General features: G+C 42.8%; 7 protein-coding genes. 2 read left to right on the top strand and 5 right to left on the bottom strand.

Going from position 1 to position 8,471, the window contains the following annotated elements; all coding sequences use genetic code 11:
• On the bottom strand, positions 1–1,697 hold a 1,697-nt coding region (locus tag JL57_RS35325; RefSeq protein ID WP_291300466.1), incomplete at its 3' end, for a cell wall-binding repeat-containing protein.
• Positions 1,698–2,137: 440 nt separating this feature from the next.
• On the opposite strand from JL57_RS35325, the gene JL57_RS23235 reads away from it, so the two are divergent.
• Positions 2,138–3,859, top strand: coding sequence for a methyl-accepting chemotaxis protein (locus JL57_RS23235; RefSeq protein WP_034144308.1), 1,722 nt, complete (start codon positions 2,138–2,140; stop codon positions 3,857–3,859).
• Between the two features lie 227 nt (positions 3,860–4,086).
• Here JL57_RS23235 and dsrP read toward each other — a convergent pair whose 3' ends face one another.
• Genes dsrP through dsrJ form a run of 3 tightly spaced genes read right to left on the bottom strand, consistent with a single transcriptional unit; the run spans position 4,087 to position 6,444 of the window.
• Complete coding sequence (gene dsrP, locus JL57_RS23230; RefSeq protein WP_034144307.1) at positions 4,087–5,250, bottom strand: sulfate reduction electron transfer complex DsrMKJOP subunit DsrP; 1,164 nt, start codon at positions 5,248–5,250, stop codon at positions 4,087–4,089.
• Positions 5,243–6,037, bottom strand: a complete 795-nt coding sequence (gene dsrO, locus JL57_RS23225; RefSeq protein WP_034140055.1) for a sulfate reduction electron transfer complex DsrMKJOP subunit DsrO — start codon at positions 6,035–6,037, stop codon at positions 5,243–5,245. The genes dsrP and dsrO overlap by 8 nt, the downstream gene beginning before the upstream one ends.
• Positions 6,034–6,444: a sulfate reduction electron transfer complex DsrMKJOP subunit DsrJ gene (dsrJ, locus tag JL57_RS23220; protein ID WP_034140056.1), complete on the bottom strand. Its 411-nt coding sequence runs from the start codon at positions 6,442–6,444 to the stop codon at positions 6,034–6,036. Before dsrJ ends, dsrO begins: the two co-directional genes overlap by 4 nt.
• A gap of 443 nt (positions 6,445–6,887) precedes the next feature.
• On the opposite strand from dsrJ, the gene JL57_RS23215 reads away from it, so the two are divergent.
• Positions 6,888–7,586, top strand: a complete 699-nt coding sequence (locus JL57_RS23215) for a C40 family peptidase (protein WP_034144306.1) — start codon at positions 6,888–6,890, stop codon at positions 7,584–7,586.
• 122 nt (positions 7,587–7,708) lie between these two features.
• On the opposite strand, the gene JL57_RS23210 is transcribed toward JL57_RS23215, so the two are convergent.
• Positions 7,709–8,471: LysR substrate-binding domain-containing protein (locus tag JL57_RS23210; protein ID WP_034140058.1), on the bottom strand; the 763-nt coding region annotated here is incomplete at its 5' end.

The following is an 8,471-nucleotide window of genomic DNA, read 5'->3' as shown; positions in this document are numbered from 1 at the left end:
ACGATTTCGGATGTTCCCTTTGTCTCCAATTTGTCGATTTTGCCTGATAGTACGGTAATAGACGAGTTATCATCTATAGTTACACTTGGAAAGTTGCCTGCTAACTGAATTAAATCTGGAGTCGTCGCCCCAGTCACCGTAACAGTAGGGACAACCGCGCCATCTGCTGCCGTTAGCTTTACGCTCCCGCTCAGAGAAACATCGTTAGAGAATGTTCCTTGGAGTTGTACATTAATGGATGCTTCTCGTTGAGGCTGCGCGACCAATGACCCTACGTTCGCTCCACTTTGTGATTCTACAGTAGCAGTGGATTGAACTAATGTAGACCCTAATGTTGTTCCTGTTTCTGCAACTACATGGACATCAGAGAAACTTGACACGACTAGACTATCGGCTTTGGTTTCTTTTAAGTAAATACTGCGGTCTGTACCCGAGAGAACAACAATTCTAGTGGCTTGCACGCCGTCTAGAGTAGCAGAGCCGTCCTTGCCTGGATCGAGAAATAACGTACCCTTAATACGGATATTCTGTAACGTTACGCCTTCTGCATTGACTAGAAGGTTCCCGTTGACTGTTTTATCTTTGAAGATTGTCTTGGGAGTGTTTAATTCCACAGCCCCGTCTAAAATGTCAGACTGGTCGGGCTGGACATATCCTAAGCTTTGTATGGCTGAATCCGACATTACAGCTGTTCCACCTAGAACTACAGGATTCTTAAGGGCTATGTTTGTCTGGATATATCCTTTAGTACCGTCTGGAACTGCTTCTTTATTGGACAAGACAATTGCACCGCCCAATTTGGCTGCCATCGGAGCACCTGTCAACGAGTCGATAAGGCTTGTATCGCTCCCATTTGCGAAGAACATGCTGCTACCGATAATAAGGTTTTCGAATTTCTTTAGCACTTCTGTGTTTGTATCAAAACGATCATATCCACCGATTCTCGACGCGTTTGGCAGTGTATCCTTTACAGAGTCGGATACAACCGCGGTTCCGCCAATAACATAAGTATTTTTTATTCCTGATGATTTCATGAAATCCGATACAACTGTCGGAACGGAATCTTTATTAACGAGCAGAACTGGGATACCTTTGGCAGCCGCAATTGGGGCAATAGAAATTGCGTCGACATTTGCAAATGCATTAGTTACTACTACTTCTTGAAAGGGTTTAATCGTTTGGATTTCCTTTGCGATATTTACAGCCGTTTCATACCGATCATAACCACCTATCCGCACAGCTTGAATACCGACAGCGCTAAGGTCACTCTCTACTTTAGCCGAAATGACTGCTGTTCCACTTACCAAATAAACTTTTTTTACTCCTAGCTTTTCTAATTCTTTCATTGTGTCAGAAGGTACTGAGTCTTGGTCTGCAAGAAGTACTGGTCCATCGACTGCTTTGGCAAGACTTGACGAAGCAAGTGCGTCTACCATGTTCAGATCACCAGACGGTGCTAGGACTGCTGTGCTGGCCGACTGCCACCCATAGTCTGCGATCTGAACTGCTGTGCCATACCTGTCATACCCACCAAGACGAGTAAGAGTATTGATTAAGCTCTGAGTGGATTGAACATTGTACGTTGATTTTACTTGCGCCTCGCTTGCCATAGCAACTACAGGAGTTAATCCCGCAGTTACTGTGAGTGCTGTGATAGCTAGTGATGCAACAAACCTATTAGGATAAAATCTTGACACCTAATTTCCTCCTTCTTATCTTATCTATATCCAGAGATATTCCCTAGATATGGCAATTTTGTCTTGCCACTGTAATGATACCTAATCAATTCGACAAAGCTACGAATTTCTTGTGAATTTAGAATTACAATATTGTCATTTTCTTGATCCACAAATGGGAGTAAGATTTACCTGCACTACAAACATACTTAACTATCTCCTAAGCGCAAGTGAACTCGTTCAGCTTTTTAGCTGAACGAGTTCACTTGCTGTTCTTCCATAATTCTTAATGTAACTCTTGATAGAATAAACTCATGAAAAAGCTGTAAATTTCTCATAAAGAGGGACCCTGATTGTGCTTCCCGAACAACAAATTTACTTGAACAAATGCAGGATATTTATTTTGGGCGCAGAATAATACAAAATTAAAGAGATTTGTAGGACATAAAGGAGTGAATTGTTTGAAATTGGAGAATAAAGGGCTGGGCTTTCAGGTCACAGTCTTGATGCTGTTTATTGCTTTGGCTGCAGGGGTTGTCGGAACCATCGGAATTTACGGGATGTATCAAATGAACGATACTTCGAATATGGTTTATGAACAAGATGTGGTTCCATTAAACCAACTCTCGGAGATGCGTTTCGATGCCCAGGTCTATCGGTCGGATGTTGCATTAGCAGTCAGCGCGCGCACCCCCGAAGAACGGCAAATTTTCTTAGCTGATATTAACGAGAAAAGTAAGGATATAGAAGAACATATGGGCCAGTATGAAGCTATTTCAAAATCTGCCCAAGAGTCAGATTCTTGGAGACAGTTTAAAGCCGCTTGGAATGATTATGTGGCGGCATCTAAAGTTACCATTCAAGCTGCAGAAGAAGGTCGGATGGACGATGCTAAAACCAATATGTATGAGGTTGCTGGAACCAAACATAAGTTAGCTGGGGATATCCTTCAAAAGATAGTGGACTCCAAAATGGATGAGGTAAACATGCACAGTACGGTAACCTCAAACGAGATCTTCACGAAGGCGACACGCATTTCAGTCATTCTTGTCGTAATTGATGTCTTAGTAAGCTTCGTCATCGGCTGGTTTTTGAGCCGAGCCCTCGGCAATATGATGCGTAATTTTGTACTCAATGCGAATGAAATCGCTTCGGGGGATATTGGCCAGAGGAAGAAGGCCCCTTGGAAAGCCTGGAACCGTGAAGGGGCTGAACTGCTAAAAGCCTTTGGCGATATGGGGATCTCCTTGAGAGCTACCATTACGAAAGTAGTCGATATGGCGAGTCAATTGGCACGAACTGCTCAGGAAATGCGCTTAGGGGCCGAACAATCAGCTCACGCGGCAGAACAGGTCGCCTCCTCGGCGACTGAAATTGCAACCGATGCTGAAATGCAAGTCCAGGAGATGACGCAAAATCATGAACGGATAAGTTTAATGATCGATGAACTAAACCAAACAGAACAAGATGCCGAAAAAGTAAGCCTAGCATCCAGTCGTTCCGCTGAGCTTTCGCGCAATGGAAATATCGCCCTCGGACAAGTGGTCAAGCAAATGGATGAAATAGAGAGTCAAGTTCATAGTCTGAGCCAGGTAATTGGAGACGTGGATGAAAAGTCCGAGGAGATCGCTAAGACGGTGCAAATCATCGACAGTATTGCGCAACAAACCAACCTCTTAGCATTAAATGCTGCGATTGAAGCCGCACGTGCTGGAGAAAACGGTCGGGGATTTGCGGTTGTTGCAGAAGAAGTCCGCAAACTTGCCGAGCAAGTTCAAACAAGCTTAGTTGATATTTCTCAGCGAGTACAGGAAATGCAACGGGCTTCCCGGAGTGCCCATCAAGGGATGAAAACTAGTGTAGATAGTGTAAATCAAGGAAGTGCCTACTTAAAAGAAATTTCCAATCAATTTACCGTAATCCTGGGTTCTGTGGAAGAGAGTGCTGGATTGGCGCAGGACATTGAAACCACTGTGCAGAAAGTACAACAGGACGGTGAACAAATAAAAATTGGCATGCAAAACGTCGTAAATCAGGCCGAATCCACCTCAGCGGGCACACAGACCACAGCTGCTGCTGCAGAAGAACAAAACGCCTCTGTCGAGGAATTGTTCGCCTCGGCAGAAAGCTTAAACGATTTAGCTAAGGATTTGAAGCAGTTAATGGATTACTTTAGACTATAGACCTATCAGATTTTAAATCCTTTATGAGCATTTTGCATTGTCTGAGAATCCAGATTCTATTACAGGAATGTAACGACGCTTAATAGGACACAAAGATTTTCAGGAACGAATAAAAGTAGACTGAAGTTTGTAAACTTGGTCTACTTTTATTCGTTTTGAAAGCTTATTTTATTTTCACCGCGTTCTTTATCCCATGATCTTTTTCTTTAATGCCAGAACTCCGAGTCCTAGGTTTCTTTCTGTTCCCTAACCGAAATAGCAATCTTATAGAGGATTGTAAGAAGCAGCATCCCAATCGCATAGACCCCCAGTGTCACAGATATCTCGGTGTAGGTTATCACATACTCAGTGACTCTATCAAAAGGATTTGGAATAAATCCGCTAATCACCAGACCCATTCCTTTGTCAATCCAATTAGCTGCAATGATCGCTACAAGGGCTAAGGACAAGATTTTATCATTCTTTCGTGTACTCGGAAAAAGCAGTAATCCAATTCCTACAAAGGCGAGAATAGTGGCTGTCCACATAAAAGGAACCAGTCTTGTATGGCCCTCAAGCCCGACGAAGAGATATTTAAGAGGAGCCTTGGCTTCGGGTATATTACTATAAAAGGCTGTGAAAAACTCAAGCCCGTAAAAGAAAACATTTGCTATCATAGCATAGGTAACAATCTTGACTAGCGCTTGAATGGCACCAACGCCCGGGTCTGGGTCAAATCTACTGACTCTTCTTACCAATAAACACAAAAGAATCAGAATTGCTGGGCCAGCTGCAAAAGCGGAGGCCAGAAATCGTGCTGCCATAATTGCGGATAACCAAAGATGCCTGCCGGGTAGACCAGCGTATAAGAACGCTGTCACCGTATGAATACTCACTGCCCAAGGAATGGAAAGGTAAATGATCGGTTTTACCCACGCCGGCGATGGACTTCCTTTGCTCTCAGCGCCTAGTGTCGTCCACCCAATCACAATGTTAAGCACGAGATATCCAGATAAGACCAACATATCCCAAAACATCATGGAATGGGGGCTTGGATACAAAATGACATTCAAGACTCGCAGTGGTTGACCCAAATCGACAATAATAAATAGCATACTCATAATCACAGAGGAGATCGCTAAAAATTCACCGAGGATGACCATCTTACCAAATTTCTTAAAGTCATGAAGATAATAAGGCAAGACAAGCATAACAGCAGAAGCAGCGACACCCACGAGAAACGTAAACTGGGCGATGTACAAACCCCACGAAACATCCCTACTCATGCCCGTTACTCCCAGGCCATAGCTATATTGCTTAAAGTAAGAGTAGAGGCCTACCGTGATGACAGCAAGTAAGACAAAAACCCATGTCCAGTAACGTCGACTACCAGTCAAAGCTCTTTCAAACAAGATCCCCACCCCCTACTAGGTAGTAGACGCTTGGTTGGGTACCCAGCTCAGGTTTACGCCGAATCGTGTATTGCGAACTAACAATTTTTCGGACCTCAGATTTGGGGTCATCTAAGTCTCCGAAAATTAACCCTCCCTTGGACTCTTCCACACACGCTGGCATTAGCCCTTTTTCCAAGCGCTCCACGCAGAAATTACATTTTTCCACAACCCCAAGGGTACGGGTTGGAAAATCCGGATTTATCTCCTTGATAAAAGGCCTAGGATCCCTAAAATTAAAACTTCTCGCTCCGTAAGGACAGGCTGCCATGCAAAATCGACAGCCAATACAACGGTGGAAATCCATGTCGACAATTCCATCGGGTCTCTGAAAAGTAGCCTCAGTGGGGCATGCCTTGACGCAAGGAGGATTCTCACAATGATTGCACAAAATTATAAAGGGATAGTTTTTTACACTTTCTTTCATATATCTGTTATTCTGGCTAGGAAAGGCATGTTCATAATCCTCATTCCATATCCATTTGATCTCATCCTTAGGATTACCTAGGGATGGAACATTATGGACACTATGACACGCCTCAATAACTCGATTATAGTCTTCTTGGGTTTTAAATTTACTCATATCTACAACCATAGCCCAACGTTTCGCTACCAGACCTTGTTGAGGTGTTTCATATTCGGAGGCCTCCACCTTCCTGAGGAGCCCGGTAATACCAAAGGTTCCTCCCAGACCTAATGCGGTGATCATACCAGCTTTTCTAAAAAAACGTCTTCTGTTTAGACTCATTTTGCGGCCTCCTGTGGCCAAGTATGACAACTCCAACAGTTTGGCTTTACAGCTGTATAATTATGGCATGAAACACAGAATTGATCAGACGTATTTAATGCCGGATCAGAATGACAGTTTAAGCAGGTTTGAAGACTAATTTTGAATGACTTCCCTTGACTATTAATATATTCCGTTTTGCCCATGCGCACAGCTTCATCTCTCCATCGTAGCAGCAATTGCATGTGATTGGCCCTCATCCATTCCGTTGGCTCGACACACTGCTTATCCGCTAGTTGTAGGATAGCCGGAGTATTCAGATTTATTTCCGGTCCCTTGTTGGCTTTCCCCCTATTATAGAAGAAAGGTAAGCTAAGTAAAGCAACAAAGATAACAAGCGACGCAATTATTTTTCCTCCTTTGTACATTATCCATTACCCTCCTTTTGCAGTGTGTAGGATTCCCCCTTTAAATGATCCTCTCACAACTTTATCAGAAACCTTGTAACCGCAACTCTTATATACCATTAATCCCTACATATTATCTCTAAATTGTAGTCGATTATGTAAAATGAGTTCAGGTACGATCAGCATACAAAGCAAAGTCGCATGAAAGACTGAATTCACTATCTAGTTTCTAAAGAGATAAAAGTAGCCGTGGAATAGATCCTCAGCCACTTTTATTTTATCAATAGTGAACTCGCTTTGCTCGATGATCAAAGCCAAGAAAACTGCTTCGATTATTCCGACTTAACAATTTAACTTAATCCACAAATTCACAAGAAATTCATAAGTTTTTCATAGTAAGTTCATAAGGATATGCTATCTTGATTAGGCAGGTGACAACTTGTATAAAAGAAAGGAGATGTCACATGAAAAAACTAATCAGCTTAGCTATCCTTGGTGTTTTTCTAATGTTAGCACCAGCCCAAACAGTTCAGGCTGCAGTGGGGGATACCTTGTTAAAGGTAGGAACAACTGGTTCAGATGTTGTTCAACTACAAACTGAACTTAACTATCTAGGTTATAACGTCGGCATAGTCGATGGAATCTTTGGATCAAATACTCAGGCAGCAGTAAAAGCTTTCCAATCTGCTCAATCCTTGAGCGCAGACGGAATCGTAGGTCCCATTACTGGTAACCAACTTAACTCTCTTTATGCAACCAAAGTAAGTCAAAAGAGTAATACCCAATCCCGACAAGAGAAAGCAAATGCTATTATCGCAACTGGTAAAAAGTATATCGGTGTTTCATATTTATGGGGTGGGACATCTCCTGGGACAGGTTTTGACTGTTCAGGTTATGTACAGTATGTCTTTGCCCAAAACGGGATTTCTTTACCAAGGGTTTCCCGCGATCAGTACACAGTTGGAACTTCCGTGGACTTCAATAACCTCCAGCCGGGAGACTTAGTCTTCTTTTCCTTTGCCCGAAATGGGATTGTCGACCACGATGGCATCTATATAGGAAACGGTCAGTTCATCAACTCTTCCAGTTCCAAGGGTGTTACAATTTATGATCTTGGTCCCTATTGGAAATCTGTTTATGTTGGTGCTAAACGAGTATTCTAAGCGTTCCAATCAAACGTAGCTTAATTTTGTACTTGGGAAGATAACAAAAGCACAGACCCTTAATCATCGGTCTGTGCCTTTCTTTTATCCTATCCTTAGCACCCGTTTGAAACAATTTAATGTCACTGCCACTGTTCTTGCCCATGTAGCTGCCCTTTCCGACTACTCACTGCTGGGTGAGCAAAACGAACCTCACTCGCGTGTTTCTCTAATTCATTATAATTCTTTCTTAAAATATCTGACAACAACTCGTGATCATGGAGTAGGTTGATTAAGACGTGCTCATCCTTGGTCTGGGTGGTTTGGGTATTGGTGAGAAGACTAAAAGGCCGATAAACGAGTGCATCTTGAATTTTTAATGTCTTGAATATTTTCCGGTCGTATTCACTGCTGACAGTCAACGAAGAGATAATGCTAATTCCAAGTCCTGCGGAGACCACTTGTTTAATCGCCTGAATACTTTCTAGTTCCATAGTTACATTCAATTGATTCAGATCAACCCCTCTATCTTTAAGGGCCATCTCCATCACCTTGCGAGTCCCGGAACCTTCCTCTCGTGTCACCAGACGCTCATTTGGGAGTTCAGCTAGGGTAATGCTATTCTTTGAGGCCCAGGGGTGAAAATGAGGAATCACAACTACCAATTCGTCATCCCAAAAATTCTCCACCTTAAGGTCTTTATGCTGAGGGGCTGTCCCTTCGATTAGGGCTATATGCATTTTTTTCTCTGAAACATCTTGAGTAATCGACTCCGTATTACTGATCTTTACTTTGAAGTCCACGTCTGGGTGGGTCTTAGACAAATACGCCATAATATTGGGAAGAATATACTCTCCAATCGTTAAAGTCGCACCGAGATAAATAAGTCTTCTCTGATTAAGTCTT

It is taken from the genome of Desulfosporosinus sp. BICA1-9 (assembly GCF_000802135.1).
This window is presented reverse-complemented; position numbering and strand designations above follow the sequence as displayed.